Annotated in this window: 16 protein-coding genes and 2 tRNA genes; 6 read left to right on the forward strand and 12 right to left on the reverse strand. The window is 39.2% G+C overall.

From position 1 onward, the window contains the following. Positions 1–106: 106 nt before the first annotated feature. Genes KIH88_RS07090 through KIH88_RS07100 form a run of 3 tightly spaced genes read right to left on the reverse strand, consistent with a single transcriptional unit; the run spans position 107 to position 2,937 of the window. A complete protein-coding gene (locus KIH88_RS07090) occupies positions 107–2,005 on the reverse strand; it encodes an exonuclease SbcC (RefSeq protein ID WP_225901029.1) in 1,899 nt (632 codons plus the stop codon). Further along, positions 1,999–2,421, reverse strand: a complete 423-nt coding sequence (locus KIH88_RS07095; RefSeq protein WP_225901030.1) for an ATP-binding protein — start codon at positions 2,419–2,421, stop codon at positions 1,999–2,001. The genes KIH88_RS07090 and KIH88_RS07095 overlap by 7 nt, the downstream gene beginning before the upstream one ends. Positions 2,422–2,466: 45 nt before the next feature. Next, complete coding sequence (locus KIH88_RS07100; RefSeq protein ID WP_213988205.1) at positions 2,467–2,937, reverse strand: DUF3013 family protein; 471 nt, start codon at positions 2,935–2,937, stop codon at positions 2,467–2,469. A 114-nt stretch (positions 2,938–3,051) separates the two neighbouring features. Between KIH88_RS07100 and KIH88_RS07105 the strand changes: the two genes are divergently transcribed. From KIH88_RS07105 to KIH88_RS07120, 4 genes are all read left to right on the forward strand, one after another. Next, on the forward strand, positions 3,052–4,323 hold the full coding sequence (locus tag KIH88_RS07105; protein ID WP_213988206.1) for a replication-associated recombination protein A: 1,272 nt from the start codon (positions 3,052–3,054) through the stop codon (positions 4,321–4,323). A gap of 264 nt (positions 4,324–4,587) precedes the next feature. Beyond that, positions 4,588–4,660: transfer RNA gene (locus tag KIH88_RS07110), tRNA-Lys, on the forward strand. 351 nt (positions 4,661–5,011) lie between these two features. Further along, positions 5,012–5,527, forward strand: a complete 516-nt coding sequence (locus tag KIH88_RS07115) for a DUF308 domain-containing protein (RefSeq protein ID WP_000672740.1) — start codon at positions 5,012–5,014, stop codon at positions 5,525–5,527. A 62-nt stretch (positions 5,528–5,589) separates the two neighbouring features. Continuing rightward, a tRNA-Lys gene (locus KIH88_RS07120) sits at positions 5,590–5,662 on the forward strand. A 140-nt stretch (positions 5,663–5,802) separates the two neighbouring features. Here KIH88_RS07120 and KIH88_RS07125 read toward each other — a convergent pair. Further along, positions 5,803–6,891, reverse strand: coding sequence for an AI-2E family transporter (locus tag KIH88_RS07125; RefSeq protein WP_004256071.1), 1,089 nt, complete (start codon positions 6,889–6,891; stop codon positions 5,803–5,805). A gap of 9 nt (positions 6,892–6,900) precedes the next feature. After that, the gene (locus tag KIH88_RS07130) at positions 6,901–8,190 is read right to left on the reverse strand and encodes a DUF308 domain-containing protein (protein WP_213988207.1); all 1,290 of its coding nucleotides are present in this window, start codon (positions 8,188–8,190) and stop codon (positions 6,901–6,903) included. 813 nt (positions 8,191–9,003) lie between these two features. Here KIH88_RS07130 and KIH88_RS07135 point away from each other — a divergent pair. Next, positions 9,004–10,149: a low temperature requirement protein A gene (locus tag KIH88_RS07135; RefSeq protein WP_213988208.1), complete on the forward strand. Its 1,146-nt coding sequence runs from the start codon at positions 9,004–9,006 to the stop codon at positions 10,147–10,149. Positions 10,150–10,669: 520 nt separating this feature from the next. Here KIH88_RS07135 and KIH88_RS07140 read toward each other — a convergent pair. Together KIH88_RS07140 and KIH88_RS07145 are read right to left on the reverse strand one after the other, a co-directional pair. Beyond that, positions 10,670–11,929 carry a S41 family peptidase gene (locus KIH88_RS07140; RefSeq protein WP_213988209.1) on the reverse strand — a complete coding sequence of 420 codons (1,260 nt, stop codon included), beginning with the start codon at positions 11,927–11,929 and terminating at the stop codon, positions 10,670–10,672. Positions 11,930–12,008: 79 nt separating this feature from the next. Beyond that, positions 12,009–12,464, reverse strand: a complete 456-nt coding sequence (locus tag KIH88_RS07145) for a GNAT family N-acetyltransferase (protein ID WP_213988210.1) — start codon at positions 12,462–12,464, stop codon at positions 12,009–12,011. A 69-nt stretch (positions 12,465–12,533) separates the two neighbouring features. On the opposite strand from KIH88_RS07145, the gene KIH88_RS07150 reads away from it, so the two are divergent. After that, a complete protein-coding gene (locus KIH88_RS07150; protein WP_213988211.1) occupies positions 12,534–13,193 on the forward strand; it encodes a prepilin peptidase in 660 nt (219 codons plus the stop codon). Here the strand turns inward: KIH88_RS07150 and trpA are convergent. From trpA to trpD, 5 genes are read right to left on the reverse strand one after another with little or no spacing between them, the layout of a single operon-like run. After that, positions 13,165–13,941, reverse strand: a complete 777-nt coding sequence (gene trpA / locus KIH88_RS07155; RefSeq protein ID WP_213988212.1) for a tryptophan synthase subunit alpha — start codon at positions 13,939–13,941, stop codon at positions 13,165–13,167. The genes KIH88_RS07150 and trpA overlap by 29 nt on opposite strands. Next, the gene (trpB, locus tag KIH88_RS07160) at positions 13,934–15,157 is read right to left on the reverse strand and encodes a tryptophan synthase subunit beta (protein ID WP_213988213.1); all 1,224 of its coding nucleotides are present in this window, start codon (positions 15,155–15,157) and stop codon (positions 13,934–13,936) included. Before trpB ends, trpA begins: the two co-directional genes overlap by 8 nt. Next, positions 15,135–15,734 (reverse strand): phosphoribosylanthranilate isomerase, encoded by a 600-nt coding sequence (locus KIH88_RS07165; protein ID WP_213988214.1) that lies wholly within the window; start codon positions 15,732–15,734, stop codon positions 15,135–15,137. The genes trpB and KIH88_RS07165 overlap by 23 nt, the downstream gene beginning before the upstream one ends. Next, positions 15,721–16,488, reverse strand: a complete 768-nt coding sequence (gene trpC / locus KIH88_RS07170) for an indole-3-glycerol phosphate synthase TrpC (protein ID WP_213988215.1) — start codon at positions 16,486–16,488, stop codon at positions 15,721–15,723. Before trpC ends, KIH88_RS07165 begins: the two co-directional genes overlap by 14 nt. Further along, positions 16,485–17,489, reverse strand: a complete 1,005-nt coding sequence (trpD, locus tag KIH88_RS07175; RefSeq protein ID WP_213988216.1) for an anthranilate phosphoribosyltransferase — start codon at positions 17,487–17,489, stop codon at positions 16,485–16,487. Before trpD ends, trpC begins: the two co-directional genes overlap by 4 nt. Positions 17,490–17,499: the final 10 nt, after the last annotated feature.

Here is a 17,499-nt window from a genome sequence, read left to right on the forward strand (position 1 = left end):
TTCATTCGAATAACTTTCATTAATCTTGGGAAGATTAAATATTGCTAAGGAGATATAACAATTTCTAATAACATAACAATATAAATCAATGATTTAGCCAAGATGGTTACCTGTTGGTTCTATATTTCATATCACTAAGCCATCTTTTTATTTCTTTTTTACAGACCTCAAAAATTTTATCTTCAAGTTCTTTATTATCTTTTTCGAAACATCCTTTCCATAAATTTTCATCTTCTACTTCGTAAACTAGGATATTTTGATCACTCAATTCTTTTTTAAATTCTGTGAGATAAGATGGTTTGTGAGAATGTAGACCAATATAACCTAAGTATGGATATAGTATAAACTCATCAAAATCATTTACGGTTACGATAATACCATTTCGTAGTGGCTGGTGATTTGGATCAGCATTCTCCGAATAATCGTGTGGATAGAATAAAATGATGCCAACTGTATTTTCTCTCTCTACAATGGCTCGTGCATCATCAACTCCTTGAGAAGGATCATAAAATTCCTTTGCAAAACGATAGGTTCTTCCATCATATATACTTTTTTTTCCTGGTTCAGATAGTTGCAACAAGATATTTTTAAACTTTTCATCATCAATATCCAATTTTTTTAGATAATCTGAGAATTCTATGTCAAAGTCGTAAAATTTCTCAGTTTGAGAATCTATATGATTAATTTTTAAAAAAGCTGTCTCATCGGAAAGTATCGATGGTTTTGAAGCGATTTGCCGCAAAAATTCGCGAATATAGGATTCCTTATTATTAAACTCAGTCAATGATTTAGTATGTCTATACCGACTTCGATCATCTTTGAGAGTAAAAGAGTAGTCAAAAGAATGTGTCGTTAATTGATCTATTATTTTACGCAGTATAAACTTAATTTTTAAAGAATGCAAGTCATTATTATTAAGAAAACTATTCTCAAACTGTTCATATTCTTCTTTAGATAATTCCCCGACAAAATCCAGTAAGTCAATTAATTCCCAATAAAATTTCAATATCATCGGCTTATAAAGTTGATTTGTATCTCTGTAAAGAGTCGAATTCATAAACTTATAAAGTTCAAATCCCTTGGAAAAATACATTCTTTTCTCATTTTTTCTACCATAATTTAACTCCCTATTATTCATTCTATTCACGAAATAGGAATCTAGAATAGTAATAAAATTATAACTTAGGGGTAACCCTTTACTATTAATCCTGTGAATATAATCTAAAATATCTAAGTCAGGAACAACAATGATATTAGGCTCAGAAATATAATCTGATTTTTCCAATAAAGATATTGCAGTGGATATATCTGTAATTAGCAATGTCGAAACATTACAATCAAAGAATAACCTTTTATTTCTATCAATCATATCAATAATCGTAGCTGTGTTACATTTATCTAATTCATCAATGGAAAAAGTGATATTAAAGTATTCAGACATGTTTTTTAAAAGCTTTAATAGCTGACGTTCTTTTAATTCCTCAGTAACAATACTTTTTAATTCCCGAGACCATTCTTCATTGCTACTTGAAGAGATTTTCCCTCTTAATTGTAATCCCGTTTTTATTATTCCTATACTAGCACTTAAACTAGTAGATGAATTGGCTGATATATCTGAAGTAGTTGATTCTAAATATCTTTTTGTATTTGTTATTTCTACATCAAAATATTGCAGTTGTTGGTGAGAAATAAGCAAGAATTCCTCTAATTTTATTAGCTCGCTCGCTTTTCTTTCAAAATACTCAACCTTTTGATACAGTTCGTCAATGTTTTTTCGAAAATTTAAAATATCTACTCTATTTTTTTGAAACAGATGAAACTTACTGTTTTGGTATTTATGCTGTTTGTTTAAAAGATTAAACTGTTCAAATAAATTACTAGTTTGATTTGATAACTCGTTGCATAAATTATAAATATTTGAATCAATCTCGAATATTTCCTTAATTTTTTTCAGTCTTCTACGTATTGTTGAAAAATTTTCTCTTATTTTATCCTGTTCTAACAAATCGTACTTTTTTCTTTTTCCTCAGCATTATACTCTAGAGTCGGATAATACCTGCCATCATTATAAACAAAATCACCAATATCACGTTCAATATCGTTCATTCTTCTGGTAATAGCGTTAGGAATTTGCATCAAAATTTCTCTATGAAAATCTTTATTACCACTAAAAAAAGATACATTCACTACAAGAATTTCTTTGTCATCTTTAGCACCTCTACGATTTTTAACAGATTCCAAAGAAATATTTTTCAGACTTGATTTTCCTGATCCTCTGTTACCACATAAGACAAAAATCCCTTTCTCTTCTCTGTATATAACCTGCAACTGCTCTACTATTTCTCGTTCTGTCGGCAATAATGAAAAATAGTCTCTAGCATCTCGGCTATAAGCACCAATATATTTTTTTTCCGCTGTCAAGATTTACCTCCCTTTGCATTTACTCAAATCAAGCTTGTCTTCTTCCTAATATCTCGGATAAGGATAAAATTCTCCCTCTTCCAAGCCGACTTTTCCTTCTTCAAAGACCTCTTGGTTCCATTCCATGACAAATTCTTCTGCTTCTGGGTCTTCTAAAAAGTCCATGAGGGCATCCAGCCCAACCTCGGCAGTGTCTTTGAGGAAAAGGGCAAAATAGGCTAAAAATTCACGAGAAAATCCTTTCTTTGGCAGATAAGGAATGACAGTCAGATAATCGTCCGCATTGACTGTTGATTTGGCAGGATTGTAGAAAAGGACTGCTTCTTCAAAAAGAATGTCGTCTGATAACACCTCTCCGTCCTCGTCCAGCATCTCCACTCCATCAGCATTTTGTGCTTCTAATAGAAAACTCACTTCAACCGCGTGATTGCGCTTGTCCCAGCTAATCTCAAAGTCAAAGGGAAAGTTCTTGTCCAATTCTTCCTCTAAAACATCTAAAAATCCGTATGTTGCCATTTTGTCCTCTTTCTAAATCGCTTTTTAAAGCCCCGATTACTCGGAATTATGCTAAAATAGATACTACCATCTTACCACATATACATCAGAAAATCCATGTTAGAAAGGACTGCTATGCCAGACAATCTCGCGCTTCGCATGCGCCCTAAAACCATCGACCAGGTCATCGGTCAGGATCATCTGGTCGGACCAGGAAAAATCATCCGCCGCATGGTGGAAGCCAACCGCCTGTCCTCCATGATTCTTTATGGACCTCCTGGAATCGGCAAGACCAGTATTGCTTCAGCCATCGCTGGGACTACTAAGTATGCCTTTCGAACTTTCAATGCGACAGTTGATAGTAAAAAGCGACTGCAAGAAATTGCGGAAGAGGCTAAATTTTCAGGTGGACTTGTACTACTCCTTGACGAGATTCATAGACTAGATAAAACCAAGCAAGACTTCCTCTTGCCTCTCTTGGAAAGTGGACTGGTCATCATGATTGGCGCTACAACTGAAAATCCTTTCTTCTCTGTCACTCCTGCCATTCGCAGTCGTGTTCAGATTTTTGAGTTGGAACCTCTGTCTAACCAAAACGTCAAAGAAGCCCTTCAGATAGCTCTAAGTAATCCTGAGCGTGGTTTTGATTTTCCAGTGGAACTAGATGAGGATGCGCTGGACTTCATCGCGACCTCTACAAACGGAGATCTTCGCTCTGCCTTCAACTCACTTGACTTGGCTGTTCTTTCTACTCCCGAAAATGACAAGGGCATCCGCCATATCACTCTAGACATCATGGAAAATAGCCTGCAGCGAAGCTACATCACCATGGATAAGGATGGAGATGGACACTACGATGTCCTCTCAGCCCTGCAAAAGTCTATCCGTGGCTCAGATGTTGATGCCAGTCTTCACTATGCTGCCCGCTTGATTGAGGCTGGTGATTTGCCAAGTCTCGCTCGTCGTTTGACTGTTATCGCTTATGAAGATATCGGTTTGGCCAATCCTGAAGCCCAGATTCACACCGTGACTGCTCTGGGTGCTGCACAAAGGATTGGTTTCCCAGAAGCCCGCATTCTCATTGCCAATGTCGTCATTGATTTGGCCCTTTCTCCAAAATCCAACTCAGCCTATGTAGCTATGGATAAGGCACTTGCTGACCTCAAAACATCAGGGCACTTGCCTATTCCGCGACACCTGCGTGATGGGCACTACAGTGGAAGCAAGGAACTGGGGAATGCCCAAGACTATCTCTATCCACACAACTATCCTGGAAATTGGGTCAAGCAAGACTATCTGCCAGAAAAAATCCGCAATCATCACTATTTCCAAGCAGAAGATACTGGTAAATATGAGCGGGCTTTGGCTCAAAGAAAGGAAGCCATCGACCGTTTACGAAAAATCTGAAATCCTTTTCAAAAAATTGCACTTTCCTCTTGATTTTTTTTGAAAAAGTGGTATCATATAAACATAGAAACGCTGTGGTGTACGACTTCACACTTAAGTGTTGACCGACTATTTTTTGTATTATTAGGGAAACAAAAGTCTTCTAACAGCATGTAGGCCGTCTCACACGGAAACAGCTTCAGTTAGAGCGAGTTGCCCACCTGCTTAATTGCGCGGGTTCAATACAAACCGTGAAGTTTCGGCACCAATACAGCTTTTTTCTTTGCCTCCTTAGCTCAGCTGGCAGAGCAGCGGACTCTTAATCCGTGGGTCACAGGTTCGATCCCTGTAGGGGGCATCTACATACAACAGGAAAAGCCTTGATAACCAAGGCTTTTTTGCTTATCTATAACTGATTTGCCTCATCATTTGCCCCACTTTTAAATCTATCTTTTCTTTTTGAATCAAATTACATCTTTACAAATAGTGTAAAGCCAGTTACTTTTGCTTTGATGCCATACAATATTTTCATGTCGAGAAGACAAATTTTATCTTCTCTTTTTATTTTCAAAATAATAAAAACTGATTTTCTTTTCATAAATCAGACTGAAACTTCCAAATTTTCCATTTTGTTTATTGACATTTCCTCTAAAAAGGTGTATAATACTTTTATTATCAAACTATACTATACTATATAGGGGGTATTGAAATGAAATTTTCTAATCGTTTACTGCTATTCCTTGCAGGAGTTGTTTTTGTCCTTTTAGGACTTTTCCTATTTACAAACCCAGTAGCTAATCTTGTTGCTTACAGCTGGTGGATTGCATTTGGTTTACTGGTTTCTTCTATAGCAGCTATTTTAGGCTATTTCTCTGTACCAAAAGAGCTTCGCTCACCAGCTCATCTTTTCCAAGGGATTGTTAATCTTCTCTTAGCTCTTTACCTCGTTGCCTATGGCTTTGTGACGCTGCCAGTTGTCATTCCAACTATTTTAGGAATTTGGTTAATTGTAGAAGCCATTATAGTTTTCTTTAAAGGCAATCGTTTGGGATTGATTTTCCCTATTATTGGCAACCATATCATGTGGATAGCGTTGCTTGCATTTTTACTAGGTCTAGTGATTTTGTTCAATCCAGTAGCTACAAGTGTCTTTGTCGTTTATGTCGTTGCCTTTGCATTTTTAATTGTTGGTTTCACCTATATCCTTGATGCCTTTCGTAAATAATCTAGCTGCCATTTTGGGCATATTAAAATAGCTGGGAAGTTACATTCTCAGCTTTTTCTGTTGCCTCCTTAGCTCAGTTGGTAGAGCAGTAGACTCTTAAGCTATGGGGCGCAGGTTCGAGCCCTGCAGGGGGCACATCTAAATCAACAGAAATAAGCCTTGAAACCAAGGCTTTTTTTAACGTCTAATAGCTTTTTGTAGAAAAGTATTTAAAAATAAAAGAGAAGAGAATCTCTCACTCTCTTCTCAGTATATCTTATTAAATTTAGTTTTTCTTAATCTAGCTGATTTTCCTTTGCAACGACAAATTCCTTAACCAATCGATAGATAACAGCAAATATCGGTGTAAAGAATATCATCCCAAGTAAGCCAAAGAGATTGCCTCCAATACTAGCAGCCGCAAGCGTGAAAATAGCTGGCAAACCAATAGACTGACCTACAACTCTAGGATAAATAAGGTTTCCTTCAATCAGCTGTATAACTTGATATAGAAGAAGAGAAAGTAAGGCTTGAGTAGGACTCACTGTGAAGATAAAAATCGCTCCCACAACACAAGCAATCATAGGCCCTACATAAGGAATGAACGATAGCACTCCTGCAAAGATACCTGTCATTACTCCATAGGGTATCCCAAACACGCTGTAACCAACCGCTATCATAACTCCTATGATAACTGCTTCAATCAGCTGACTCATCAAAAATTGGTCATAAGTCTCTAGTGCTACTTGTCCAATGTAAGTCAACTTTATCACCACCTTCTCTGGAAGAAAAACTTTTAGAAGTCGACTCGTCATCGCTGCCAAATGTTCCTTACTGGATAAAAATAAAAAGGTGAAGACTATAATCAAAAAGGCATTCATCAAACTTGAAAAAATATTGCCGATATTACTAGTCAGACCTGATAAAAAACCTATCAAAGCTTGGCTAATAGAACTAGATTGTCCCTGTATGCCTGATACGATAGTTGACAACATGTCTTTGGTTACAAATTCCGAGCTGCCTAGCAATTTCCCAAGTTGAGTAAGGACTGTTGAAAGGACTGTTCCCAGCTGACTAATAGTCTGGGCTAGGGTTGGCAGCACCAAAACCAAAAGAGCAATCACGATTAAGATAAGAGCTAGGAAAACAAGTACCATGGCAATCGGACGACGCAACTCTGCCTTTACCTTCAATTTAACTAAGTACTGTTCAATTTTTTTCATAGGAACATTAAGCACAAAAGCAATAACAGCACCATAAATCAAGGTTGATATTACATCAAAGAGAGAGATTGCTCCTGATATAAAGCTCGATGCATTCAGAATTACAAGAGCAACCAGCCCTATAAAAAGTATTAACGGGGTGTATTTTTTTACTAAGTTCATAAATTCTCCTTAATAAACATGTTTAGATACGACTATACTATTTGGTTTTTCAAACTCTCGATTAAGGTAGGCTTGGTAAGTTCCTGGAGCGATAAATCCTTTGGGTGAGAGGATATCGGTGCCAGCCTGACCGACTATGGTATCAGCCAAGAGCACACAGTTTGTAGATAAGACAAAGTAGGATTTAAACTTAGATTTGATAAATTTATAAAGTTCCCCATCTGTCTCATGTCTGATTTTATAAGCGTAGGTGTAGTCTTCCTTACCATCACCTGTCATGATTTTATCTGCACTTGGCTCCCATGGAATCGTCAGTTGTTTCAATTCAGCCAACTTTTTCTGAACTGCTTTTTCCATTTCAGGCGTCAAATCTATCCCATAACCAAAAAGCGTTTTTTGACTCTCACGTTTACATAGGTCAATGTACTTGTCACGATCACAGAAATATAAGACACCATCTCCTACCATGCCAAATAAGGTCTCAGAAGACGGATCATAGTTGCCATAAGAAATAACACGGCCTTGATAGCAGATATCCACATGACCAATTGCCGAAAACAGAGAGGTCTCAGCTGTATGAACAAAAATTTCAAGCTCCGCTGTCTTACCAGACTTCACCATTCCAAGATGGATATCCTCTCTCTCATCAGCATTTTCCTGCATGAATTTGTTGATTTTTGCTAAAGTTCTTGCAGGGATGAGAGCGGCTAGGACAATAGGTAAGCTAATTCTAATGCGACGTTTGAGATGGTTTTTCCCAATTTCCTCCTCAAACAAGAAACCGTCACGGATATTGGACAGACCATAAAGGAAAAAATAAGCCCCTAAAACAAAGAGTTGAAAGACAGAATTTCCCGTAGAGGACAAAAGACTAGCTCCACCAAGAAAAACTAGTAGAATACCATCTAGTAAGAGACGAAAACGAGGTCGAATATTATTTTTACGGTAGAGAACATAGGTGACAAGATTAATCGTGGCCCTAAAAATCTGATAAACTCCAATCACAAGAGCCAGAACATAAATCGGTATATCAGTCGCAAGATTAGAACCTAGCAAATATCCCAGCACTAACAATTTAACCAGTGCAACTCCCAAGGTATCCGTTGACTGGCTTTTTTTGAAAACTCTTAATAGCAAATCTACGACCGTTGCTATCCAAGCTAAAAACAGAACCAGGCGAATAACTGTTACTGGCAACCAAGTCCCCGTGACCATCAAGATGAGACCTAGCAGAACAAACAAGAACCCCTGAGCAAGTAATTTCTTACCTGTCAGACCTAAAGATAGAATTTTCGCCATATAAAAACCTTTCAACAATAAAAATTAAACACTCCGATTAAACTGACTAGTAAATAGCCAACACTACAAACAGCCTGTGCCAGCAACATATGGTGACTAGAAATGACTGTAGTAATGTCACCATCTTGTCTTATGCACTTCTAAAATTTGTTATATTGATTAGAAACCAGAGCTTATAAAAACTAGCTAAACTCGAGAGATAGACACAATTGCGACGAAAAAATGTATAACCAATTCAACTTGTTAAGGTAAGAAAGCATTATTTCCAATCTATTAATTATTCATATATTACCTATTATGACACAATATTCCCTATAGTTCAACTTTTTACTTGTTTTTATATTACACGGACTAAAAAGTTTTCAACAGTTGATTGCATTTGTTTTAATAAGTTTTAACCTTTCTTGGTTAGATAAAAAAAGAACCATACAGTTTAGAATCTGTATGGTTTTTGCCCCACTTTTGCCCCATTTTTAAATCATGACATTGAAAATACCTAAAAGTACCTTCCGAAAATCACTTAAATTTCAACTTTTTAATTACTTTCAAGATGATATAGTCTCCCAAATCCATGGGGGCATCTACATACAACAGGAAAAGCCTTGGAATCAAGGCTTTTTTGTGTAGTCTTAGCACTAAAAAACGATAGAAAAAACACCCCTTCTGAACTGCACCCCAAAAGTTAGACAGAAAAAACCTAACTTTTGTGGCGCAGTTCATTCGCGCCACATAAAGTTATTTAAGCATATCCTTTTCTCTCATTACCATTTTCTGTTATAATAAATTGTACTTCTAAAATAGAAAGGTCTTAAGATGACAACTCTTATTAAACATAAACGTGTAGAATTTTCAGAACTTTTTTATGACTTAGTTTTTGTTTTTGCAATTTCAAAAGTAACTACTTTAATTGACCATCTTCATAACGGTATTTTGACTTGGAATTCTTTGCTTGATTTTTTCATGTCTGTCTTGCTTCTCATCGATTCCTGGATGATTCAAACCGATTATACCAATCGCTATGGAAAGAACTCTTTATTTAACATAGTAATCATGTTTATCAAAATGGGAATTTTACTCTTTATAGCCAATATGATTGGACCTGATTGGCAACAATATTTTCATTATGTCTGTTGGGCTATTGGTACATTAACCCTTACCTTATTTTTTCAATATTTGGTTGAGTTTTTTAAAAAATCAACCGATAATGTTCATAGGGAAAGTATCAAAGGTTTTCTATGGATAACAGGTCTACGAAGTTTAGAAATCTATCTAGCAGCTCTTCTTCCTATTTACATTGGAGTCTATATCCTTTATGCTAGTATTCTGCTAACATTTATTACGCCAATTACCTCGATTAGTAAAGATGATCATTTCCAGGTAAATCTCCCCCATTTAATCGAGCGCATCTCCCTTCTTGTCATTATTATGTTTGGAGAGATGATTACGGAGCTAGCTAACTTCTTTACAATCGAGAATTTCTCGATTTATTCGGTTCTTTATTTCATTATTATGATTTCTCTGTTCTTGTTTTATTTTGGTCAATTCGACCATGCTATTGATGAAAAATCTAATCAAAAGGGGCTATTTCTAATTTACAGTCACTATCCTATTTTCATTGGACTTATGATGATGACTGTATCGATGGGATTTCTTCAGAATCCTGAAGCTAATCGTCTCTTTGCAACCAGCTTCTCTTATATCGGATTTGGCCTCTTTCAAGCTGCTGTCCTAGTAAATGGGCCCTATAACAAACACTATCTTCGCTATTCGAAAAGTTACTACTGTGTCCAAGCGACACTCTATCTGGCTGCCTTGATTCTCTCTTTAATCTTTGCTTCTAATCCTATAATAGTAGTAAGTATTACAACCATTTTAGCTCTAGCTATAGCTATTCATTCTATTTATTTTTATATGACACAGACTAAAAAACATTCCACACCTTACTGGGAGTTGTTTTAATGAGTTTATAAGATTAAAAAGCTTTGGGAACCAAGGCTTTTTTTTCATTAATTTGTTTTTCCATTTTATCCTCCAATTTGATCTCGCACTGACATTTATTTATAACAAAACTATATATCTAGAATAGCATAATCATTAGGTATTATAGGTTTTCAAACCAAATACGAGTCATTCGTTTTTGCCCCACTTTTGCCCCATTTTTAAATCCTGACATTGAAAACACCTAAAAGTATTTCCCTAAAATCAGCTATATTTCAACATTTTTGTTTATTTTCAATATGAAAAGTTCTTACAAATCCATGCAGGGGGCATCTAAATACAACAGGAAAGGCCTTGGTTTCAAGGCTTTTTTTGTATCCTCCCTACTTTTATTCTATCAACGGATGCTCAAGATATATTTGGTGTGTAAAAAATTCTTTTACCCTATCAGTGATACAGTCACTTTACTCAATTACAAACAAATCAAAAGCAAAAGACTTAGCTCTATTTCATACAGAACTAAGTCTTTTATTTAAACAATCTAATGTTTCCTCTTCATCTCAATCAACTCCAGACATTTATCTAGATCTACATCTCGTTCAAAATGTGCAGGAGTCCAAGGGACTTCTATATCAGGAAGAACACCTTTGTTCGTCATCCCTTTGCCTTTATCTATAGCCAACCAGCGAGAAGTTGGGAACATCAAAAAGTAATCATCATAATCTACCTTGCAACAATTTGAGTAGTCTAAAATACCAAGCGTTGGACGGCCGATAACTGTTACTTTCTTAAAATTCTTCATCATCTTGACAAAATTATCTCCTGATGAGGCACAATAAATATCCGACAAAACAAAAATTTGCTCTGGATAGTGACCACCCTTAACACCTGGAAAAAGCTCGTCCTGATCATCCTGATACCGAACATAGCCTTTCCCTCGATTTTGGAGTAAGTTATTACGAAAATCTTCAAGCAGTTTCACCGTATCAGGACTGATATTTTCTTGTTGAAGCCATGTTTCAAAGTCTTTTAAGCGTCGTTCGACATTTCCTTCTGTATAGAGAATTTCCATTCCATCATCCTGTAAATCAAGAGTGTCATAGCCTTTCCCTTCCTCCAAGCCAAGATGTAAGAGCGGAAAATACAAAGAATCCGTGCCCCCATTGTTGTAACGGACATCTATAATAAGAGTTTCTGTCTCAGTAATCTTCTGCAAGCACTCTTGGTATAAACGGCTAATCGCTTCTTCATCCATAAAATTATCTAAGCGTAGATAGAGGATATCTGACTCCAACTCTTTCCAAAAGATCTGAGCTTTTTGAGCTTGCTGGCTAGCACGAACTGTAATAGACATCTCCTGTCCATCTCGCAAGACGGTCACTTGCTCTGCCATCAGTAGCAAATCTGCCCATTCTCGGTATCGTCTTTCTAGAGTCAGACTAATAAAGTAATTTGGGTGTTGCAAAGCTACTTGCTCCAAACTCATCCCGTCCAGACTGAGGATTCGATCCCCCACTTGGAGGCCTGTATCTTGGTTTGCTTCCTCGACAAACATTTCCTGCTCACTTATCCTCAAAAGAAAACCTTTCGGACCTGATTTTTTATCATGAAAAGAAACATGCCCAATAATCCCAAAACTAGCAAGATAAGTCCTGACTTGATAGAGAAATTCTGGCTCAGTCATATCATCTGTAATCTTTTCTAGAAAAGGCTGAGGGTTGCACCCTTTGCGATCTTTTACTGTAGATGAATCATGTGTCATAATCCAAACAATGTCTTTAAAAATGTCCGTTTTTTTCATACGAGTCATTCCTTCTGCCTTTAAAATAGTGTAACCTTCTTCACAGCGAAAAAGGAGTTTTTACTACAAAGTTAATCTGCTATCTGCCCTTTTTCATGATGTATTTTCGTATAGGTACTTCAACCATTTGAACGATTTCAAATCCTTCTTTTTGGTAAAGATTGTAAGCTGTTTGATTTGCCTCGTAGACATTTAGAGAAATAGTGTCTATGTCTTCATTTTCAAAGGCCAAACTAACAAATTCCCTTAAAGCCTGGCTACCTAAGCCTTGCCCCTGTTTCTGGGGGTTGATAAAAAATCTCCCGATATGAAGATTCCTGTCTTCTAGCCTGATTTTCTGGATAAGCCCCACAAACTCTTGTCCATCAAAGATAGAAAAGATTCCTTCCAAATCTTGCAAGGCTTGAATTGTTAAGGGGAAAGGAATCTTTGGTCCCATCCATTGTTCTTGAAAGGATTTGCCAAGGGAGTTGGACCATTGGCATACGTGCTGAGCATTTTCTGTGCTCATATTTTCTTCAAAACGAATTGTCATCTTGACCTCACCATCTTATCTATGTTTCTCCATTATACTACTTCTCCTATTTTTTACGAATAGATAAGTATGATTGATCTTTATTTTTTTCTTGTAGGGAGCATTCTCGCTTCCTTTCTAGGTTTGGTCATTGACCGTTTTCCTGAGCAATCCATTATTCGACCAGCTAGTCACTGCGATTCCTGTCAGACTCGCTTGCGTCCGTTGGATTTGATTCCTATCCTCTCGCAGGTCTCTAATCGCTTTCGCTGTCGCTACTGCAAGATTCGCTATCCATTCTGGTATGCCCTCTTTGAATTGGGCTTGGGGTTACTCTTTCTAGCTTGGTCTTGGGAGTGGATTTCCTTGGGGCAAGTCATCCTCATCACTGCTGGCTTGACCTTGGGCATCTACGACTTTCGCCATCAGGAATATCCCTTGCTAGTCTGGCTGACTTTCCACCTAATCCTCATGGCTTTCTGTGGTTGGAATTTTGTTATGTTCTTCTTCCTTGCCCTTGGAATCATGGCTCATTTTATCGATATTCGCATGGGCGCAGGGGATTTTCTCTTTTTAGCTTCCTGTGTTCTCATCTTTAGCGCAACCGAATTACTTATCTTGATCCAGATTGCTTCTTCGACGGGCATTCTGGCCTTTCTCCTGCAAAAGAAAAAGGAAAGACTTCCTTTCGTGCCTTTCCTCTTACTTGCTGCTTGTGTGATTATTTTTGGTAAGCTACTGCTTGCTTGATAAAGTCCTCAATCGGCTCTCCTTGGTGGAGAGCTTTTACAATTTTCGAACCGACGATAACGCCATCTGATACCGCATTAAAACGTTCTACATCTTCTTGACTAGATACGCCAAAACCTGTCAAGACTGGGATGTCAGCTACTTGATGCAATTGCGCCAAGTGCTTGTCCAAGTCTGCACGGTAATTTCCTGACTTCCCTGTCACTCCATTGATGGCAACGGCATAGACAAAGCCTTCTGCTCCCTTGATCAACTCTTTTTGGCGCTCAAGTCCTGTGGTTAAACTTACTAGGGGAATCAAGGCGATGTCTGTGTCTGCCAAAAATGGCTCTACAAAATTGGTATGTTCATGAGGCAGGTCTGGAATAATCAAGCCCTTAACCGCTGTATCAGCCAAATCTTTGACAAATTTCTCCACACCGTACTGAAAGATGGGGTTGAAGTAGGTCATGATGACCAGTGGCACTTCTGTTTGAATGGTTTTCAAGGTTTCAACCAAAGCCTGGGTAGAAGTCCCGTGAGCTAGACTGCGCAAGCCTGCTTCTTCGATAACAGGTCCATCTGCAACAGGGTCTGAAAAGGGAATACCCACTTCAATAGCCGAAACACCCAAATCTTCTAAAAAGTGGATTGTTTCAGCGAGACCATCCAAGCCTTTCTCGTGGTCTCCAGCCATGATATAGGGAACAAAAATTCCTTTTCCTGCTGCTTTGGTAGCATTCAATTTTTCTGTTAGTGTCTTAGTCATGAGTTTCTCCCTTCTTTGCTGCATCTGCTTCCAAGCGGTCTTTGACTTGGACCACATCCTTGTCCCCACGACCGGATAGGCAGACAATCATTGACTTGTCTGGACCAAGTTCTTTGGCCAATTTCACTGCGAAGGCGATGGCGTGGCTTGATTCCAAGGCTGGGATAATCCCTTCTACGCGAGACAAGAGTTGGAATCCTTCCAAGGCTTCCTCGTCAGTCACAGGAACATAGCTGGCACGTTTGATATCGTGGTAGTGAGAATGTTCTGGACCGATACCAGGATAGTCCAAACCTGCTGAGATAGAGAAGGCTTCAAGAATTTGACCATGAGCGTCTTGGAGCACATCCATAAGAGAACCGTGAAGGACACCCGGACGACCCTTGGTCAAGGTCGCTGCATGGTGCTCTGTATCCACACCAAGCCCTGCTGCTTCAGCCCCATACATGGCTACTGACTCATCTTCTACAAATGGATGGAAGAGTCCGATAGCATTAGAACCACCACCAACACAGGCTACTAGGGCATCTGGCAGATCTTGTCCTGTCAAGTCGCGATACTGTTGTTTGGCCTCTCGACCGATGACACTTTGGAAGTCACGAACGATTTCTGGGAATGGATGAGGTCCTAAGGCAGAACCAAGGATATAGTGGGTATCGTCGATGTTAGCCACCCATGAACGAAGGGCTGTATTGACCGCGTCTTTGAGCACGCGCGAACCATCTGTTACAGCTTCCACCTTGGCTCCCAAAAGTTCCATACGGAAGACATTGAGGGCTTGACGCTTGACATCTTCCTCACCCATATAGATAGTACATTCCATGTTGAAAAGGGCTGCAGCCGTTGCAGTTGCCACACCGTGCTGACCAGCACCAGTTTCAGCGATGATTTTCTTTTTGCCCATGCGTTTAGCCATAAGAACCTGTCCCAAGGCATTATTAATCTTGTGAGCCCCTGTATGGTTGAGGTCTTCCCGTTTGAGATAAATCTTGGCTCCGCCGATATGCTGGGTCAAGTTTTTTGCGTAGTAAAGGGGAGTTTCACGTCCTACATACTGACGTAAGAGTTGGTTTAATTCCTCTTGGAAACTTGGGTCCGCTTGACTTTCACGGTAGGCCTTTTCCAACTCCAAAACTGCTGTCATTAATGTTTCTGGGACAAAACGTCCACCGAATTTTCCGTAAAATCCATCTTTATTTGGTTCTTGATATGCCATGCTTTACCCTCTCTATAAATCTTCTAATCTTTTCATGATCTTTCTGTCCATCTGTCTCCACTCCACTCGATACATCGACTGCATAGGGAGTAAAGTGTTGAATTGCTTTTGCTACATTGTCTTCATTAAGCCCACCTGCGATGAAAAATGGCTGGGCTAGTCCAGACGTATCCAGTTGACCCCAGTCAAAGGTCTGTCCACTCCCAGCCACAGGGGCATCAAAGAGGAGATAATCCGCCTGAGAATGAGGCACATGACCATTTCCATCTACCTGTACCGCCTGAATGCTGGCACAAGGCAAATCCTCAAACAAATCATCCGCTACCTGACCATGAACTTGTACCAAGTCCAAGCCAACTTTGTCAATCGCTTCTAGCAGTTGAGCCCGACTTGGTGAAACAAATACGCCAACCTTTTGTACATCTGCAGGAATGAGCTTTGCCAGCTCTGTAGCCTCTTCCAAGGTCACCTGCCTTTTACTAGGTGCAAAGACAAAACCGATGTAGTCTGCCCCTGCTGAAACGGCTGTTTCTACCGCTTCTTTTGTCGATAGTCCACAAATTTTAACCTTTGTCAATCTGCAACTCCTTGATTCTTTGAGCCACATCCTTTGCCTGCATGAGAGCTGTTCCCACCAAAATTCCGTTAAAGTATGGTGCAACGCGTTTTGCATCCTTCCCTGTGAAAATAGCAGATTCAGAAATGTAATAACGATCTTCCTCAAAGTGCTGGGCCAAGTCTACACTGGTCTGCAAATCGACCTCAAAGGTGGTCAAGTTGCGGTTATTAACCCCAATAATCTCAGCACCAAATCTGTGGGCTACCTCTAGTTCAGCTAGATTGTGAGTCTCCACCAAGACTTCCAGACCAAGCTCTGTCGCGTAGTCATACAGTTCCTTGAGGCGTTCTTCTGACAAGGCTGCGACGATGAGCAAGATAACTGTCGCACCTGCATTCCGAGCTCGGATGATTTGCTTTTCGTCGATGATAAAGTCCTTGTTGAGCGTCGGAATCTCTACCTGACTGGAAATCTCCCGTAGATAATCCAAATGCCCTTTAAAGAAAATCTCATCTGTCAAAACTGAAATCATCACTGCACCATTCGCTTCATAAGTCTGGGCCTGTTGCGCAATATCCACATCGAGATTGATATCTCCCAGACTAGGGCTAGCTTTCTTGACTTCAGCAATCACCTGCAAACGGTCTTGATGATGCTTCAAAAATTCACCCAAGCGATAGGTTTGGCGCAAGGGCTGGATTTGCTCCAGCTCCATCTGCTCAACCTCACGCGCCTTCTGCTCCAAGATTCGTGCTAAAAATTCCTGACTCATTTTTGGTACTCCTGTAACAGTCTGAGTTTTTCAAGGGCCTTGCCACTAGCAATGACTTCGCGGGCCAAGGCAACTCCTTCCTTGATACTAGCTACCTTACCATTGGCATAGAAACCAAGACCAGCATTTAAAACTGTGGTTTCCAAGAATGGACTTGATTCATTTTTAAGAACGCTGAGCAAAATTTCTGCATTTTCCTGAGCATTCCCACCACGGATATCTTCGATAGCATAGCGTCCCATCCCCAAATCCTCTGGATCAAAGCTTGACAAGGTGATTTCGCCATTTTCAAGAAGAGCAATATTGGTTGTTCCGTTCAAGCCAGCTTCATCAAGCCCTTCTGGTCCAGCAACCACGATGGCACGTTTGCGACCCATATTTTTCAATACCTGAGCTGTACTTTCTAGCAGTTCTGGACGACTAATGCCAAGCAACTGTGTTTCCAAGGCCATTGGATGAATCAGTGGACCAGTCAAGTTCATAATCGTTGGAATTCCCAACTCCAAACGAGCTGGCATGATGTATTTCATTGCTGGGTGCATATTTTTAGCGAAGAGAAAAACGATTCCAGTTTTATCGAAAATCTTACCTAGTTCAGCTGGTTTGAGGTCTAGGTTGATACCCAAAGCTTGAAGGACATCTGCCGAACCCGATTTAGAAGAAATCGAGCGGTTACCATGCTTAGCCATATGAATGCCGCCACCAGCCAAGACAAAGGCTGCAGTTGTCGAAATGTTAAAGCTGAAGGACTTGTCTCCACCAGTACCACAGTTGTCCATAGCATTATGTATCTCAGTTGGAATGTGTTGGGCATGCCCTCTCATGACTTGGGCAATGGCTGTGCGCTCTTCTGGTGTTTCTCCCTTCATCTTAAGTGCCAAGAGAAGAGAAGCAATCTGCGCTTCAGTTACACGCCCAGTTACGATACGCTCAATGACATCCGTCATTTCCACACCTGATAAATTTTCAAATTTTGCTAATTTTTCAATAATCTCTTTCATCCTAGTTTCC

The organism is Streptococcus oralis, from assembly GCF_018448765.2.
Taxonomy (GTDB): Bacteria; Bacillota; Bacilli; order Lactobacillales; family Streptococcaceae; genus Streptococcus; species Streptococcus oralis_BM.

What these genes read in the sequence shown, in the direction of transcription:
- KIH88_RS07100 (WP_213988205.1), bottom strand. Translation starts at nt 2,937, where the DNA reads ATGGCAACATACGGATTTTTAGATGTTTTAGAGGAAGAATTGGACAAG.
- KIH88_RS07105 (WP_213988206.1), top strand. Translation starts at nt 3,052, where the DNA reads ATGCCAGACAATCTCGCGCTTCGCATGCGCCCTAAAACCATCGACCAG.
- KIH88_RS07115 (WP_000672740.1), top strand. Translation starts at nt 5,012, where the DNA reads ATGAAATTTTCTAATCGTTTACTGCTATTCCTTGCAGGAGTTGTTTTT.
- KIH88_RS07125 (WP_004256071.1), bottom strand. Translation starts at nt 6,891, where the DNA reads ATGAACTTAGTAAAAAAATACACCCCGTTAATACTTTTTATAGGGCTG.
- KIH88_RS07130 (WP_213988207.1), bottom strand. Translation starts at nt 8,190, where the DNA reads ATGGCGAAAATTCTATCTTTAGGTCTGACAGGTAAGAAATTACTTGCT.
- KIH88_RS07135 (WP_213988208.1), top strand. Translation starts at nt 9,004, where the DNA reads ATGACAACTCTTATTAAACATAAACGTGTAGAATTTTCAGAACTTTTT.
- KIH88_RS07140 (WP_213988209.1), bottom strand. Translation starts at nt 11,929, where the DNA reads ATGAAAAAAACGGACATTTTTAAAGACATTGTTTGGATTATGACACAT.
- KIH88_RS07145 (WP_213988210.1), bottom strand. Translation starts at nt 12,464, where the DNA reads ATGACAATTCGTTTTGAAGAAAATATGAGCACAGAAAATGCTCAGCAC.
- KIH88_RS07150 (WP_213988211.1), top strand. Translation starts at nt 12,534, where the DNA reads ATGATTGATCTTTATTTTTTTCTTGTAGGGAGCATTCTCGCTTCCTTT.
- trpA (WP_213988212.1), bottom strand. Translation starts at nt 13,941, where the DNA reads ATGACTAAGACACTAACAGAAAAATTGAATGCTACCAAAGCAGCAGGA.
- trpB (WP_213988213.1), bottom strand. Translation starts at nt 15,157, where the DNA reads ATGGCATATCAAGAACCAAATAAAGATGGATTTTACGGAAAATTCGGT.
- trpC (WP_213988215.1), bottom strand. Translation starts at nt 16,488, where the DNA reads ATGAGTCAGGAATTTTTAGCACGAATCTTGGAGCAGAAGGCGCGTGAG.
- trpD (WP_213988216.1), bottom strand. Translation starts at nt 17,489, where the DNA reads ATGAAAGAGATTATTGAAAAATTAGCAAAATTTGAAAATTTATCAGGT.